At 66.5% G+C, this 14,930-nt stretch carries 6 protein-coding genes; all 6 read left to right on the top strand.

The features are described 5' to 3' along the window. Nucleotides 1-35: 35 nt before the first annotated feature. The 6 genes from ACRHIG_RS00730 (at nucleotide 36) to dpgB (ending at nucleotide 14,890) form a co-directional block, all read left to right on the top strand. Nucleotides 36-3,254 (top strand): non-ribosomal peptide synthetase, encoded by a 3,219-nt coding sequence (locus ACRHIG_RS00730; protein ID WP_489629107.1) that lies wholly within the window; start codon nucleotides 36-38, stop codon nucleotides 3,252-3,254. Beyond that, nucleotides 3,254-4,564, top strand: a complete 1,311-nt coding sequence (locus tag ACRHIG_RS00725) for a condensation domain-containing protein (RefSeq protein WP_489630906.1) — start codon at nucleotides 3,254-3,256, stop codon at nucleotides 4,562-4,564. Before ACRHIG_RS00730 ends, ACRHIG_RS00725 begins: the two co-directional genes overlap by 1 nt. Next, on the top strand, nucleotides 4,504-11,475 hold the full coding sequence (locus ACRHIG_RS00720) for a non-ribosomal peptide synthetase (RefSeq protein WP_489629106.1): 6,972 nt from the start codon (nucleotides 4,504-4,506) through the stop codon (nucleotides 11,473-11,475). The genes ACRHIG_RS00725 and ACRHIG_RS00720 overlap by 61 nt, the downstream gene beginning before the upstream one ends. Next, nucleotides 11,472-12,857, top strand: a complete 1,386-nt coding sequence (locus ACRHIG_RS00715) for an MFS transporter (protein WP_489629105.1) — start codon at nucleotides 11,472-11,474, stop codon at nucleotides 12,855-12,857. Before ACRHIG_RS00720 ends, ACRHIG_RS00715 begins: the two co-directional genes overlap by 4 nt. A gap of 63 nt (nucleotides 12,858-12,920) precedes the next feature. Beyond that, entirely contained in the window at nucleotides 12,921-14,051 is a 1,131-nt protein-coding gene (dpgA, locus tag ACRHIG_RS00710) for a 3,5-dihydroxyphenylacetyl-CoA synthase DpgA (protein ID WP_475418041.1), read from the top strand. Nucleotides 14,052-14,140: 89 nt separating this feature from the next. Beyond that, entirely contained in the window at nucleotides 14,141-14,890 is a 750-nt protein-coding gene (gene dpgB / locus ACRHIG_RS00705; RefSeq protein ID WP_489629104.1) for an enoyl-CoA-hydratase DpgB, read from the top strand. Nucleotides 14,891-14,930 lie beyond the last annotated feature (40 nt).

The following is a 14,930-nucleotide window of genomic DNA, read 5'->3' as shown; positions in this document are numbered from 1 at the left end:
CGCCATCCAGAAATCAAACCTATACGAGACCAGTCATGAGCTTATCCACCGCCAACACCCTGAGCGCCCGCAAGCGTGAATTGCTGATGCTCCGCCTAAGGAAGGCCGCCGGCGCGGACACCCGCGGCGATGCGCCGCCGCCGATCACGCGGGCGGACCACCGCCGGCCACCGCCGCTGTCGTTTGCGCAGCAACGCCTGTGGTTCCTCGACCAGCTCGACCATGCCGCCGGCGCCGCCTACCACATGCCGTCCGCGCTGCGCCTGCAGGGCAAGTTGGACAAGATCGCGCTGAAGTTCACGCTCGATCGCGTCATCGCCCGTCACGAAAGCCTGCGCACCACCTTCGCCAGCTTCGACGGCCAGACCGTGCAACTGATCGCCGCCGCCGACGCCGGCTTCGCGCTGAACGAGTGCGATCTGAGCGGCCTGGCCGCCGCTGAACGCGACAGTGCATTGGCCGCCATCGGCAGCGAGGAAGCGCTGCAGCCGTTCGACCTGGCTACCGGCCCGCTGATCCGTGGCCGCCTGGTGTGCCTGGCCGAAGACGATCATGTGCTGCTGATCACCCAGCACCATATTGTTTCGGACGGCTGGTCGATCGGCGTGCTGGTGCGCGAGGTGAGCACACTGTACGCAGCATTCAGCCAAGGGCGCGCTGACCCGCTGCCGCCGCTGGCGATCCAGTACGCCGACTATGCCGCCTGGCAGCGCGACTGGCTACAGGGGGATGTGCTGCAAACGCAGGCTGCATTCTGGAAAGCGCAATTGAGCGGCGCCCCGGCGCTGCTGGATTTGCCGACCGACCATCCGCGTCCGGCCCGGCAAAGCTATGCCGGCGGCAGCGTGCCGCTGGTGCTCGACGCCGAGGTCACGGCCGGCCTGAAGGCGCTGAGCCAGAAGCACGGCGCCACGCTGTTCATGATCCTGCTCGCCGGCTGGGCGACGCTGCTGGCGCGCCTGTCGGGCCAGGACGACGTGGTGGTGGGCACGCCGGTGGCAAACCGCCAGCGCACCGAGCTGGAAGGATTGATCGGTTTCTTTGCCAACACCCTGGCGCTGCGCGTCAAGTTTGCGGGCGAACTGACCGTGGCTCAACTGCTGGCGCAGGTCAGGGCGCACACGCTGGCCGCCTACGACCACCAGGACTTGCCGTTCGAGCAGGTGGTGGAAGCGGTGCAGCCGGTGCGCAGCATGGGGCACAGCCCGCTGTTCCAGGTCATGCTGAACATGAACAATGCGCCGGAAGGCGGTGCGTTGACCTTGCCTGGACTGACCATCTCCGGCGTCGAACAGCCGCATTCCACGACACAGTTTGACCTCAGTCTGACGATGTCTGACGCCGGCCGGACCATCGTCGGCGCCATCGAGTATGCGAGCGACCTGTTCGAAGAAGCGACAATCGTGCGCATGGTCGGTCATCTGACCACCGTGCTGCGTGCCATGGCCGCAGACGACCAGCAAAGCGTGGCTTGCCTGCCATTGCTGACTGCGGCGCAACGCCAGCAGGTGGTGGCGGACTTCAACTGCACGGCCGCCGTTTATCCATTAGACCAGCTGGTACATCAACTGTTCGAAATCCAGGCCGGCGCCAATCCACAGGCGCTGGCGCTGGTGCACGCTGACAGCCGACTTAGCTACGCCGAATTGAATTGCCGCGCCAACCGCCTGGCGCATCACCTGCGCGGCCATGGCGTCCGGCCGGACCAGCGCATCGCCCTATGCATGGAGCGCGGCGTCGACCAGATGGTCGGCATGCTGGCCATCCTCAAGGCCGGCGGTGCTTACGTGCCGCTCGATCCTGCCTATCCAGCCGACCGCCTGGCCTACATGCTCAGGGACAGCGCACCGCTGGTGCTGCTGACCCAGGCCGCACAGACGACCTGGCTGGCGCAGGTGGCGCCAGCCAGTTTGCCGATCGTGGTGGTGGACGATGCCGACGAAGCCGGCCGCATCGCCGCGCAGCCGGACCACGACCCCGACGAGGCGGCCATCGGCCTGATGCCGCACCATCTGGCTTACATCATCTATACCTCGGGCTCCACCGGCCAGCCCAAGGGCGTGATGGTCGAACACCGCAATGTCCTCAATTTCATTGACCATCACATCAAGGCCTGCGGCCTGAACGCGGCCGACCGTGTGCTGCAATTTGCCTCGTTCGCCTTTGATGCCTCGGTGGGCGAGATTTTCCCGACCCTGTCGGTGGGCGCCGCAATCGTGTTGCGTCCGGCGGACATGGTCGTGCCCGACATGGCCTTCGTCGACCTGCTCGACGCGCACGGCATCACCGTCAGCGACCTGCCCACCGCTTTCTGGCACCAGTGGGTGCAGGAAGTGCAGGCCGGCCGAAGCCGTGCCGCTGCGACCCTGCGCCTGATCATCGCCGGCGGCGAGAAGACAGAGCAGCGCCACCTGGCAGCCTGGCTGGCCGAGCCCGGCGTGCGCGCATGCCGCTGGCTCAATACATACGGTCCGACCGAAACCACGGTCACCGTCACTTCCGTGGCATACGACAGCGGCAGCATCCTGCCGGCCCAGCACATCCCGATCGGCCGTCCGAATGCCAACACCTGCCTTTACATCCTCGATCAGCAGCTGCAACCGGTGCCGGTCGGCGTCAGCGGCGAGATCCACGTGGGCGGCGATGGCGTTGCCCGTGGCTATCTGCACCGCCCGGAACTGACCAGCGAGCGCTTCATCGCCGACCCGTTCTCCGGCCAGCCGCGCGCCCGTCTCTACAAGACAGGTGACCTGGGCCGCTGGACGACGGACGGTGTCATTGAATACCTGGGCCGCAACGACTTCCAGGTCAAGATCCGCGGCTTTCGCATCGAGCTGGGCGAAATCGAAGCCCGCCTGGCGGCCTGCGACGGTGTCAGGGAAGCCATCGTCATTGCCCGCGAAGATGTACCCGGAGACAAGCGTCTGGTGGCCTACCTGATCGCGCATGACGGCGCCAGTCTGGCGCCGGCCGCATTGCGCGCCGAGCTGGCGCGGCATCTGACCGACTACATGATCCCGGTGGCGTTCGTCGTGCTCGGCGCCTTCCCGCTGACCCCGACCAACAAGATCGACCGCAAGGCCTTGCCGGCGCCGGACGGTTCGGCCGCCGCCGCGCGCGAGTATCAGGCGCCGCAAGGCCAGATCGAAGCGGCGTTGGCCGCCATCTGGTGTGCGCTGCTGAATCTGGAACGGGTCGGCCGGCAGGACCATTTTTCGAGCTGGGCGGCCATTCGCTGCTGGCCGTGCAACTGATGGCGCGCATTCGGCAGGAAATGGAACTCGATATCAGCCTGCGCGAGCTGTTCGCCGGTCCCACCCTGTCGGCGCTGGCACAAGCCGCGGGCCGGGCCCGTCGTGTGCGGACCGAGGCGATCCCGCTGGCCGACCGCAGCCAGCCTTTGCCGCTGTCCCATGCCCAGCAGCGCCTGTGGTTCCTCGACCGCCTCGATCATGCCGCCAGCGTGGCCTATCACATGCCGACCGCCTTGCGTCTGCGGGGCAAGCTGGACAAGCTGGCCCTCAAGGCAACGCTTGACCGCGTGGTGAGCCGCCACGAAAGCCTGCGCACCCGTTTCATCGATGTCGATGGCACACCGGTGCAGGTCATCGCCACGGCGGACGCCGGCTTTGCACTCGGCGAGCGCGACTTGAGCCAGCTCGCCGGCCCGGAGCGCGAAGATGCGGTGCGCCGCCTGGCCGACGATGAGGCCATCCAGCCCTTCGACCTGGCGGCCGGAGCGCTGATACGCGGCCAGTTGCTGCATCTGGCCGCGGACGAGCATGTCCTGCTGCTCAATCAGCATCACATCATCTCCGACGGCTGGTCGATCGGCATACTGGTGCGCGAGATCAGCACGCTGTACGCCGCCTTCAGCGCTGGCCAGGCCGATCCGCTGCCGCCGCTGGCGATCCAGTATGCCGACTATGCGGCATGGCAGCGCGGCTGGCTGCAGGGCGATGTCCTGCAAGCGCAGAGCGCGTTCTGGAAAGAACAATTGACAGGCGCGCCGGCGCTGCTGGAACTGCCGACCGACCGTCCGCGTCCGGCCCGGCAAAGCTACGCCGGCGGCAGCGTGCAGGTGCGCTTCGATGCCGCGCTGACCGCCGGTCTGAAGGCGCTGAGCCAGAAGCACGGCGCGACGCTGTTCATGACCCTGCTGGCAGGCTGGGCCGCGCTTCTGGCGCGCCTGTCGGGCCAGGATGATGTGGTGGTCGGCACGCCGGTGGCCAACCGTCGGCGCAGCGAACTGGAAGGCCAGATCGGCTTCTTCGTCAACACGCTGGCGCTGCGGGTGAAGCTGGAGGGCGATCCGAGCGTGGCGCAGCTGCTGGCGCAAGTCAAGGCGCACACGCTGGGGGCGTACGAGCATCAGGATCTGCCGTTCGAGCAGATCGTGGAAGCGGTGCAGCCGGCGCGCAGCATGCGCCACAGCCCGCTGTTCCAGGTCATGCTCAATCTGGACAACGCACCGGCCGCCGCCGCCGCGCCCTGGGGGATCTGGTGCTCAGCGGCGTCGAGCAGGCCTATCACACCACCCAGTTCGATATCAGCCTCAACCTGACGCAGACGGAGCACGCCATCGTCGGCAACCTGCGCTACGCCAGCGACCTGTTCGACGCCGCCACCATCGAACGCATCGCCGGCTATTTCACCAGCCTGCTGCGTGCCATGGTTGCCGACGACAGCATGGCGCTGAGCCGCGTGGCGCTGCTTGGCGCCGCCGAGCGCCGCCAGGTACTGGCAGATTTCAACGACACCACCCAGGCCTATCCCGACGACAAGCTGCTGCATCAATTCTTCGAGGAGCAGGTTCGCCGCAGTCCGCAGGCGAGCGCGCTGATTTTCGAAGGCCAGCACCTCAGCTACGATGCGCTCAATCGCCGCGCCAACCGGCTGGCGCACCATCTGCGCAGCCACGGCGTGCAACCGGATTCGCGCGTGGCCATCTGCATGGAGCGCAGCATCGAGATGGTGGTCGGCCTGCTGGCCATCGTCAAGGCCGGCGGTGCCTATGTGCCGCTCGATCCGGGCTATCCCGCCGACCGCCTGGCGTACATGCTGGCCGATTGCGCCCCGGCCATCCTGCTGACGCACAGCGCGGTGGCCGGGTGCCTCGATGCCGGCCAAACGCGGGCCATCGTCGTCGATGCCGGGGACGATGCGCGCGCCATCGCGGCACAATCGGATGCCAACCCGGACGCTGAGGCCATCGGCCTGCATGCGGGCCACCTCGCCTATGTGATCTACACCTCCGGCTCCACCGGCCAGCCCAAGGGCGCGATGAACGAGCATGGCGCGGTGGTCAACCGCCTGTGCTGGATGCAACAGGCGTTCTGCCTCGGTGCCGATGACCGCGTCCTGCAAAAAACGCCGTTCAGCTTTGACGTGTCTGTGTGGGAGTTCTTCTGGCCGCTGATGTCTGGCGCCACGCTGGTGATCGCCCGCCCGGAAGGCCACAAGTCACCCGATTATCTGGCGGCGCTGATCGAGCAGGCCGCAGTGACGACGATGCACTTCGTGCCGTCGATGCTGCAAGCCTTTGTGAGCGCATGCGGCGACTGGCGGGGCGGCAGCCTGAAACGCGTGTTCTGCAGCGGAGAGGCGCTGCCGCCCCAGTTGAGCGAGCGCTTCCTGCGGACCTGGCCAGAAGTCGAGCTGCACAATCTGTATGGCCCGACCGAAGCCGCGGTGGACGTCACGTGGCAGCATTGCGTGCCCGGTGACGGTGCGGCCAGCGTATCGATCGGCCGGCCGATCGCCAATACGCGCATCTACATCCTCGACCGTCACCTGCAGCCGGTGCCGGTGGGCGTGGCGGGCGAGATCCACATCGCCGGCGTGCAGGTCGGGCGCGGTTACCTGAACCGCGCGGAATTGACGGCGGAACGCTTCATCCGCGACCCTTACGCCGATGCCGCCGGCGCGCGGCTGTACAAGACCGGGGACCTTGGGCGCTGGCTGGCGGACGGTTCCATCGACTACCTTGGACGCAACGACTTCCAGGTCAAGATCCGCGGCTTCCGCATCGAGCTGGGCGAGATCGAGACGCGCCTGCTGGCATGCGACGGCGTGGCAGAAGCGCTGGTCGTCGCCCGCGAAGACGCGCCAGGCGAGAAACGGTTGGTGGCCTACCTGCGCGCGTCCGGCGCGGCGCCTGTCGCTGGCGAACTGCGCGCCCAGCTTGGCGCCCATCTGGCCGATTACATGATTCCCAGCGCCTTCGTCACGCTCGACGCCTTCCCGCTGACCAGCAACGGCAAACTGGACCGCAAGGCCTTGCCGGTACCCGACCGCTCGGCCGTCGAAGCGGCGGCATACCAGGCGCCGCAAGGCGGCACCGAGGCCGCCATCGCGGCCATCTGGCAGCAATTGCTGGGCATCGAACAAGTCGGCCGCGATGACCACTTCTTCGCCCTGGGCGGCCACTCGCTGCTGGCGGTGCAGGTGGTGTCGCGGCTGCGCCAGGCTTTCGAGGTGGAGATTGCCCTGCACGACCTGTTCGACGATCCTTCTCTCATCGCGCTGGCGCAACTGGTGGATGTCGCCGGACGATCGACCATGACGGCCATTGTCCGGGCAGATCGCAGCCAACCGCTGCCGCTGTCGTGGGCGCAGCAGCGCCTGTGGTTCCTCGACCAGCTGGACGCGACGGCGGGCGCGGCCTATCACATTCCGTTCGGCCTCAAGCTCAGCGGCGCGCTCGACAAGCCGGCCCTGAGGGCTGCGCTGGACCGCATCGTTGCCCGCCACGAGGCGCTGCGCACCACTTTCGTCAAAGCCGAAGGCCAGGCAGTGCAGGTCATCGCTCCCGCCGACACAGGCTTCGCACTGGAGGAGCGCGACCTGAGTTCGTTGCCGGGCCACGAACTCCTGTTTACTGCCGACAGCATGGGCGTGGCCGAGGCGCACCAGCCCTTCGATTTGGCGCAGGGTCCGCTGGTGCGCGGTTGCTTGCTACGTTTGTCCGAACAGGAACATATCCTGTTGATCACGTTGCACCACATCATAGGCGACGGCTGGTCGCTCGGCGTGCTGATGGAGGAACTGGCTGCATTGTATGGCGCCTGCAGTCAGGGTCTGCCCGACCCGTTGCCGGCGCTGGCAATCCAGTACGCCGACTATGCCGCCTGGCAGAGAGAATGGCTGCAAGGCGCGGCGCTGCAGGCCCAGATCGGCTACTGGAGGCAGCATCTGGACGGCGCGCCAGCGCTGCTGACACTGCCGACCGACCGCAACCGCCCGGCAGTACAAGGCTATGCCGGCGGTGCGGTGCCCTTCGTGGTGCCGGCCGACGTGGCCGCCGGTCTGCGCGCGCTGGCGCAGCGCCACGGCGCGACCCTGTTCATGACCATGCTGGGCGCGTGGGCGGTGCTGCTGTCGCGCCTGTCGGGACAGGGCGACGTGGTGATCGGCGTGCCGGTGGCCAACCGCCAGCGCGCGGAAGCGGAAAGCCTGATCGGTTTCTTCGTGAATACGCTGGCGGTGCGGGTACGGCTCGAGGACGATCCGACGGTCGCTGCCCTGCTGGCGCAGGTCAAGGCCGATACGCTGGCCGCCTATGCCCACCAGGACTTGCCATTCGATCAAGTGGTGGATGCGCTCAAGCCGCCGCGCAGCATGAGCCACAGTCCGATCTTCCAGGCCATGCTCAACATGACCACCGCACAGGCCGGCCGCGCCGCACAGTTGCCGGGACTGCGGCTGGAGCAGACTCCGGTCGACAACAGCAGCGTGCACTTTGACCTGTCGCTGACGCTGGCCGATGGCGGCGAGGCGATTCATGGCGGCATCGCCTATGCGAGCGAGCTGTTCGACGAAAGCACCGTGCAGCGCTTTGCTGCCATGTTGCACACCCTGCTGCGGGAGATCAGTGGCGGCGTGCACGCCGATGCCGGGCGCGTGAGCGGCCTGGGCATGCTTGACGCCGCGGCACGCCAGCAGGTGCTGGTCGATTTCAACCAGACCCGCACCGCATATGCCGACGACCGTTTGCTGTCCACCATCTTCGAAGAGCAGGTGGCCCTGCGTCCGGCCGCACCTGCCGTGATCTGCGAGGGCCGGAGCCTCAGCTTCGCTGAACTGAACTGCCGTGCCAACCGCCTTGCCCACGCCCTGATCGCCAGGGGCGTGCGGCCGGACAGTCTGGTGGCGCTGTGCGTGGAGCGCAGCGTCGAGATGTTGGTCGGCATCCTTGGCATCCTCAAGGCCGGCGGCGCCTACGTCCCGCTTGATCCCAATCATCCACAGGAGCGACTGGCCTATGTGCTGGAAGACTGCGCGCCGACGGCGCTGGTGACCAGCCGCGCACTGCTCGGCAAGCTGCCGGTCTTGACCCTGAGCCGCGTACCGGCGCTGCTGCTGGACGACACCGTCGAAGCTGGGCCGGAAGGTGCCGACGAGAGCAATCCGGACCCGCAGGCCCTGGGCCTGACCGCGCGCCACCTGGCGTATGTGATCTACACTTCGGGATCGACCGGCAACGCCAAAGGCGTGATGGTCGAACACGCCTCGCCGGTCAACTTCTGGCACGTGCTCGAGCGCACCACGCATCGCTATTGCACGCCGCACGCCAACGTGGCGCTCAACGCCGCGTATTCCTTCGACATGTCGCTCAAGGGCATCCTGCAATTGCTGTCGGGACGCTGCGTGGTGCTGATTCCAGAACTGATCCGCGCGGATGGTCCTGCGCTGCTGCGCTTCCTGGCACAGCACCGCATCGAGGCCTTCGATTGCACGCCGTCGCAGCTGTCGGTGCTGCTGTCGGCCGGTCTGATCGGCAACCCTGCGTACCAGCCGGTCAGCGTGCTGATCGGCGGCGAGCCGATCGACGCCGTGATGTGGCAAACCCTGAAGGCGGCACCGGACATCCGTTTCTACAATATGTACGGTCCGACCGAATGCACGGTCGATGCCACCATCTGCCAGATCCGCGAGGCGGGGGATACGCCCAACATCGGCTGGCCGATCGACAACATGCAGATCTATCTGCTCGACCAGCACGGGCAGCCTGTGCCGCCTGGCGTGGCCGGAGAGATCCATATTGGCGGTATCGGCGTGGCGCGCGGCTACCTGCGGCGCCCGCAACTGACCGCCGAGCGCTTCCTGGCTGACGCGTTCAGCACGAGGGACCGCGCGCGCGTCTACAAGACCGGCGACCTTGGTCGCTGGCTGCCGGATGGCCGTATCGAATATCTCGGCCGTAACGACTTCCAGGTCAAGATCCGCGGCTTCCGTATCGAGCTGGGGGAGATCGAGGCCAAACTGGTCGGCTGCGACGGCGTGCGCGATGCGCTGGTGGTGGCAACCGACGATGCCAATCTCGGCAAGCGCCTGGTGGCGTATGTGACGGCGCGCCAGGGAGCGCAGCTGAGCGGCGGGGCGCTGCGCTCGGCGCTGGCGGCGCAACTGGCCGACTACATGGTGCCGGCCGCCTTTGTGGTGCTGGCGGCCTTCCCCCTCAATGCCAATGGCAAGGTGGACCGCAAGGCTCTGCCGCCGCCCGATGCCGGCGCTTTCGCCAGCCGCGCTTATGCGCCGCCGCAGGGGCGCGTCGAGCAGATGGTTGCGCAATTGTGGCAGGAGCTACTGGGCGTGCGGCAGGTCGGCCGTCTTGACCACTTCTTTGAACTGGGCGGCCACTCCCTGCTGGCGGTGCAGTTCGCGTCCCGCCTGCGTGATGCGCTCGGCATCGAGCTGCCGCTGCGAGAGCTGTTTGCCCATCCCACGGTGCAGGCACTGGCAGAGGCCATCGGCGCGCTCGGGGTATGCCAACAGGACGGCAACCTGGTGCTGATCCGCGCCGGTGGCAAGCAGCGTCCGCTGTTTCTGGTGCATCCCGGTGAAGGCGAAATCGGCTACGCGCGCAGCCTGGCGCCCTGGCTCGACGGCGAACTGCCGCTGTACGGCCTGGCCGCGAGCGGCTTCGTGGCGGGCGAGGTGCCGGCGTGCAGTGTGGAAGAGATGGCGGCCAGTTATGTGCACCAGATCCGCGCGGTGCAGCCGCAGGGACCCTATCGCCTGGCCGGATGGTCGGCGGGCGGCACCATCGCTTACGAGATGGCCAATCAGCTTATCGGCGCTGACCAGACGGTCGAATTCCTCGGCTTGATCGACACCCGCTGCGACTACAGCGAGCCGCCGGAAGCGGCGCTGGTGACGGCCGATGGCGCCGCCGCCTACCGCCGCGCCGTGCCGGCCGAGTTCGACGCCTGGATGCGCTCCATGGCGTGGGTGCCGGCGCACGCGTCCGATGAAGTGCGCGCCGAACTGTTGGCGCTGGACGGCAATGTCGAGGCCATGCTGGCCCGCTGCCAGGGTGCCGGTCTGCTGCCGCCGCAGATTGGCGCCGACATGCTGCGCCGCTATCTGGCGGTCCAGCATGCGATTGCCGTGGCGCTGCGCCAGTACGCCCGGCCATCTATCCCGGCCGGTATTACATTGTTCACGGCGACCGACGAGCAGCGCGCCGACACCTCGCTCGGCTGGCGCGCCGCCGTCGGTCGGCGCCTGAGCGTCAGGCCGGTGGGCGGCAACCACCGCTCGATCATGGAAATGCCATGGATCGAGCGGCTGGGCGCGGTGCTGAGCGCTGCACTGGGCAATGTCACCGATACCGCACCGCGCTATGAGGAACTGGCATACGCGCCGCGCATCCCGATCCAGAGTGGTCGTCCGCAGGTGGCGCCGCTGTTCTGCGTGCCCGGCGCCGGGGCCAGCATCACTGCCTTCACTTCGCTGGCGCAGGCGGTGGACGCGACACTGCCGATCTATGGCCTGCAACCGCGCGGCCTGTGCGGCACGCTGGTGCCGCACATCGACGTGCCGAGCGCGGCGCGCAGCTATGTCGCCGCCATCCGCGAGGTGGCGCCGCACGGGCCGTACCGCTTGCTGGGGCATTCCTTCGGCGGCTGGGTGGCGCTGGAGGTTGCGCGCCAACTGGTGGCGGCCGGGGAAACCGTGTCGGCGCTGGTGATACTCGACACCGATGCGCCGTCGCTGCCGGGCGCGCCGCCGCATCGTCACAGCCGCATCGACATGCTGTTGCGGCTGGTCGAGATTTTCGAGCTGAACCTGAACCAAACGCTGGGCTTGACGGCGGCCGATTTTGCCGGGGGCGACCACGAGGAACAGCTTGCCGTGCTGCTGGCCCGGCTGGTGGCGGTCAGGCTGATGCCTCCCGGTACATCGGTGCGCACCCTGCAAGGCATCGTGCGCGTGTTCGAGACGAATCTGAACACCGACTATCAGCCGCACGGCCGCTACCTGGGCCCCGTGCATCTGGTGGCCGTGCCGCAGGAGAAGCCGGACGGCGGTTGGCAGTACGACCCAGACGATCTCCTGACGCGCTGGCGCCGCTTTGCTCCCGATATCCGTTTCCTCGACGGTCCGGGCAATCACATGACGTTGCTGCAACGGCCACATATCGATGCCGTTGCCGCATGGATCCTCCCCTTACTGAAGGATGTTAAATGACTCACGCCGCCACCATGGAAATCCGCTCCCCCGGGAGCTGCGAGACTGTCGCTGTGCAGGACGCGAAACCGACCAAACCGGCCAGGCTGCCTGCCGAGCGACTCAGCCCCGTGTTTTACACGATCTGGTTCGGCCAGGCGATCTCGATGTTCGGCACGATGCTGACTTCGTTCGCGCTGGGAGTCTGGCTGTTCCAACGTACCGGTTCGGTGCTGGACTTCACCGAACTGACACTGTTTTCCACCCTGCCGGCGCTGCTGCTGTTGCCGTGGACCGGTAGCCTGGCAGACCGTCTCGACCGCCGCAAGATCCTGATCGCCTGCGACGCGCTGGCGCTGTGCTGCGTGTCCACCATCGGCGTGCTGGTCTGGCTGGACCGCTTTGAACTGTGGCAGTTGTTCGCCGTGCAGGCGCTGCTGTCGGTCGGCATGGCCTTCCAGGGACCGGCCGCCTACGCCGCCATCACCAGCATCGTGAACAAGAGCCAGTTCGGCCGCGCCAACGGCATGTTCAGCATGGCCGGCGCGCTGTCGCAGATCGCCGCTCCGCTGCTGGCCGCTGGCATGCTGGGCATGATCGGGCTGTCGGGTATCGTGGTGCTGGATATCCTGACGTTCTATATCGCCTTGTCGAGTCTGGCCATTGCCAAGCTGCCGTCTGTCGAGAAGGCGACGGTGGCCAAATCCAGGCGCTCCGCCTTCCGCGACCTGGGCTGGTCGTTCGACTTCCTGCGCCAGCGTCCCGCCATGGCGCTGCTGTATGCGTACACCAGCATGGGCGGCTTCATGGCGGGCATGGTGATCGTGCTGGTGACGCCGCTGGTGCTGTCGATGCATAGCACCGCTTCGCTGGCGTTGATCACCACCTGTGGCGCGCTGGGCGCCCTGTTGAGCGGCGTCGTGATGGTGACCTGGGGCGGTCCGAAGCGATGGACCCCGCTGGTGCTGGGGTTCAATCTGCTGGCCGGGGTGGCGATCGCCGTGGCTGGCGTCACGCAGTCGGTGCTGTTGCTGGGCGCCGCCTCCTTTGTCGTCATGCTCAGCACCACAACCCTCGGAACCTGCATGCAGGCGGTGTGGCGGCGCAAGGTGCCGCGTGAACGCCAGGGCAGCTTCGCGGCCCTGCAGCAGGCTGTGCAAATGAGCCTGATTCCGCTCAGCGCGCTGGCTGGCGGCAACCTGGCGCATCACGTATTCGAGCCGGCCCTGATGCCCGGCGGCGTCTGGTTCGACACAATCGGCACCTGGTTCGGCAGCGGCAAGGGGCGCGGCACGGGATTCTTCTTCTTCACGGTCGGACTGACGGCGGCGTGTGTTTCGCTGGTGTCGCTGTTGCAGCGCCGGCTGTACCGCCTGGAAAGCGAGGTACCGGACGCTTTTTAGGTACAGCTCAGCATTCATTTAACCCATCGCTCATCGCATCGTTCATCGACAAGAGGAATCAAAATGACCATGACTCAGGAACCGATTCAGCTTCACCCCAAAACATCTTACCGCAAGCAGGCGGCCGCGCCCGTATTCGAAACGGCGCACGCCCAGATCGTCGGCGTCGGCACTGCCACGCCGGCTACGGCGTACAGCCAGCAGGACGTGCTGGACGCCTTCAACATTGACGACCGCCGCATCCGCCTGATGTTCTTGAGCGGCTCGGTCGAACGCCGCCACCTGACGCTGCCGCAGCCGGCGGCGGACGGTACCCTCGTCGTCGAAACCCAGGGGGAGCTGCTGAAGAAGCACAGCACCCAGGCGCTGGAAATCGGTGAGCGCGCGGTGTTGGCCTGCCTGCAGCAGGTGGGCGCCAGTCTGGAAGACATTCGCTACCTGTGCTGCGTCACCACCACGGGCATGCTGACTCCGGGCCTCAGTGCGCTGCTGTGCAAGCGCATGAATCTGCGGCGCGACTGCGCCCGGCTCGACATCGTCGGCATGGGCTGCAACGCCGGCCTCAACGGTCTGAACGCGGTGACGTCGTGGACCCAGGCCCATCCCGGAAAGCTGGCCATCATGCTTTGCGTGGAAATCTGCTCGGCCGCCTATGTGATCGACGGCACCATGCAGACCGCTGTGGTCAACAGCCTGTTCGGCGATGGCGCCGGTGCGCTGGCCGTGGTGGCCGACCGCCAACGCGTGCCGAACATGCCCACCATTCTCGGCTTTAACAGTTGCGTGGTGGCCGAGGCGATCGATGCCATGCGCTTCGACTGGGATGACAGTCACGGCAAGTTCAGCTTTTTCCTTGCTCAGGACGTGCCTTATGTGGTGGGCGCCAATGCCGAGCCGGTGATCGACCAGTTGCTGGCCGAAGCCGGCCTGCGCCGCAGTGAGATTTCCCACTGGATCGTCCACTCCGGCGGCAAGAAGGTGATCGATTCAGTGAAAGTCAACCTCGGTCTGACGGCGCGCGACGTGCGGCATACGCTGAGCGTCCTGCGCGACTACGGAAACATGTCGAGCGGCTCCTTCCTGTTTTCTTACCAGCGCTTGCTGGATGAGGGCTTGGTGAGTCCCGGCGACTATGCCGTGATGATGACCATGGGGCCGGGCGCGACTATCGAGACCGCGCTGCTTCAGTGGTAAGACGCAGCCGCATTTTTCTTCAGGAAGTTGCTTCATACATTTAATTTAGACAGTTTTTTTCAGACCAACTCTACGCAAAGGAAATCATCATGTTCAAGTTCAACTCCATCTCGCATATCGAAGGCCGCACCGTGGTCCGCCTGGAACTCGACGTCTCCGGCTCCCTGGACAAATCGCTGGTCGACAGCATTAACAGCGCCTGTGATTGCGTGGAAGATGCAGGCACGGGTGCCACGCTGCTGGTGGCGATGAGCGCTCGCCCGGAAGATGCCGCCGAGGCGGCCAGAGGAAAACCCGACGTGGCGCTGGTCAACCAGTGGGAGCGCGCCTTGCGCCGCATCGAACGCCTCAACGCCGTCACCATCTTGGCCGTCAGTGGCTCTTGTAACGACCTCGGCATCGCGGTCATGCTGACCACCGACTACCGCATCGCTGCCGAGGGGCTGTCCATGAGCTTGTGCCGCCGCGATGGCAGCATTCTGCCCGGCATGGTGCTGCATCGCCTGGCGAACCAGATCGGTGTGACGTGGTCGCGCCGCTTCGCTCTGCTGGGTATGCCGTTGAACGCATCGCTGGCGCAGTCGCTGGGTCTGGTCGACGAGATCGCGGGCGATGTCGAGTCGGCCGCCAGTGCCTTCCTGAAGACGCTGTGCCCGACCATCGCCGGCGACCTGCCAGTGCGCCGCCGCTTGCTGCTGGATGCTTCGGCGCTCAGCTATGACGACGGCCTCGGTACCCATCTCGCGGCCTGCGACCGCCTGTTGCGCACCACGCAGCAGCCGGTTGCCGCTGTCGTGCATGCGCCTGCCCCCGTTGCTGCAATCGAGTGCGTCAACTAAGGAGGGCACTTTCCCCGCGCACTACGGCATGCCTTCATTC

This window comes from Janthinobacterium sp. C22 (assembly GCF_057919405.1).
This window is presented reverse-complemented; position numbering and strand designations above follow the sequence as displayed.

Coding starts and splice junctions, on each gene's coding strand:
- ACRHIG_RS00725 (WP_489630906.1), top strand. CDS start 3,254: ATGGCGCGCATTCGGCAGGAAATGGAACTCGATATCAGCCTGCGCGAG.
- dpgA (WP_475418041.1), top strand. CDS start 12,921: ATGACCATGACTCAGGAACCGATTCAGCTTCACCCCAAAACATCTTAC.
- dpgB (WP_489629104.1), top strand. CDS start 14,141: ATGTTCAAGTTCAACTCCATCTCGCATATCGAAGGCCGCACCGTGGTC.
- ACRHIG_RS00730 (WP_489629107.1), top strand. CDS start 36: ATGAGCTTATCCACCGCCAACACCCTGAGCGCCCGCAAGCGTGAATTG.
- ACRHIG_RS00715 (WP_489629105.1), top strand. CDS start 11,472: ATGACTCACGCCGCCACCATGGAAATCCGCTCCCCCGGGAGCTGCGAG.